The organism is Spirillospora sp. NPDC127506 (assembly GCF_040302145.1).
Taxonomy (GTDB): Bacteria; Actinomycetota; Actinomycetes; order Streptosporangiales; family Streptosporangiaceae; genus Spirillospora.
The window spans coordinates 1-1,188 of the sequence record NZ_JBEORG010000096.1 but is presented as its reverse complement, the minus strand read 5'-3'; the positions used below and the strand labels follow the sequence as shown (position 1 = coordinate 1,188).

The 1,188-nt window shown below is 71.4% G+C and carries 2 protein-coding genes; one reads left to right on the top strand and one right to left on the bottom strand.

The window, feature by feature from the left end; genetic code table 11:
• On the top strand, positions 1 to 600 hold a 600-nt coding region (locus ABTW95_RS35605; RefSeq protein ID WP_500228627.1), incomplete at its 5' end, for a tetratricopeptide repeat protein.
• Positions 601 to 810: 210 nt separating this feature from the next.
• Here ABTW95_RS35605 and ABTW95_RS35600 read toward each other — a convergent pair.
• Complete coding sequence (locus tag ABTW95_RS35600) at positions 811 to 957, bottom strand: hypothetical protein (RefSeq protein ID WP_500228626.1); 147 nt, start codon at positions 955 to 957, stop codon at positions 811 to 813.
• Positions 958 to 1,188: the final 231 nt, after the last annotated feature.

Genomic DNA, 1,188 nt, shown 5'->3' with positions numbered 1-1,188 from the left:
GAATCAGCCGGGGACCTGGGGCGGGCGATCCCGCTGTACGAGCAGACGCTCACTGACTCCCAGCGGGTGCTGGGCGCCGACCACCCCTCCACCCTGACCTCCCGCAACAACCTCGCCTACGTCTACGAATCAGCCGGGGACCTGGGGCGGGCGATCCCGCTGTACGAGCAGACGCTCACTGACTCCCAGCGGGTGCTGGGCGCCGACCACCCCTCCACCCTGGCCTTCCGCAACAATCTCGCCGGCGCCTACCAGGCGGCCGGGGATCTGGGTCGGGCGATCCCGCTGTACGAGCAGACCCTCACCGACCGGGAGCGGGTGCTGGGCGCCGACCATCCCGACACCCTGAACTCCCGCAACAATCTCGCCGGCGCCTACCAGGCGGCCGGGGATCTGGGTCGGGCGATCCCGCTGTACGAGCAGACCCTCACCGACCGGGAGCGGGTGCTGGGCGCCGACCATCCCGACACCCTGAACTCCCGCAACAACCTTGCCTACGTCCACGAGTCAGCCGGGGACCTGGGTCGGGCGATTGGCTCAGCTTCCCCCAACCCACCGAATGAGGCCGTGGTCATGTCCTGCCAAGCCCCCGCCCCCTAAGGTGGCGGGCCGGCCTTCAGCCGAACCGACTCGCCGGGTTTCACCTCCCCGCCACCGCCGCGCTCGGCTAACCCGCCGCGGCTGGGCAGGTCGTGCTCGAACCGTTCGTAGCGAGTTCCGGCACCAGGGGTGGACGTGGCGTCGCTGATCTGGGGCGCGTGCCGCGATGCGTGAAGGGTCTCGGCGACTCGACACGGCCCCGGGGACACTTCAAGCGCGGCGGAGCGTCCTCAGCCCTTGGTCAGGCCGCCAGAGATCGATGACCAGGGCCCGTCCTTCGATCCGCGTGAGGACGACCTCGGCGAGGAAGTGGGAGTCGCTGAAGGAGTCGGCGGCCAGTCCGCGCCCGGTCGGCATCGCGGCGATCCGTCCGGGGTAGGTGACCTCGATCGCCCGGCCGGTGACCCGCCCTTTCGCGGACCTGGCGAACCGGGGTCTGCCTGACGGGCTGTTCGGCTGGGAACGGCGAGCGGCGTCTCGCAGCCCCGGCCGTGGGCCGGGTCGGTTCAGTGCGGGGAGGAGGATCCGCGGCGTGGATGCCGGGTGAGGGTGTAGCCCGCCACGGCCGTGACGGCGGCGAGGACACCG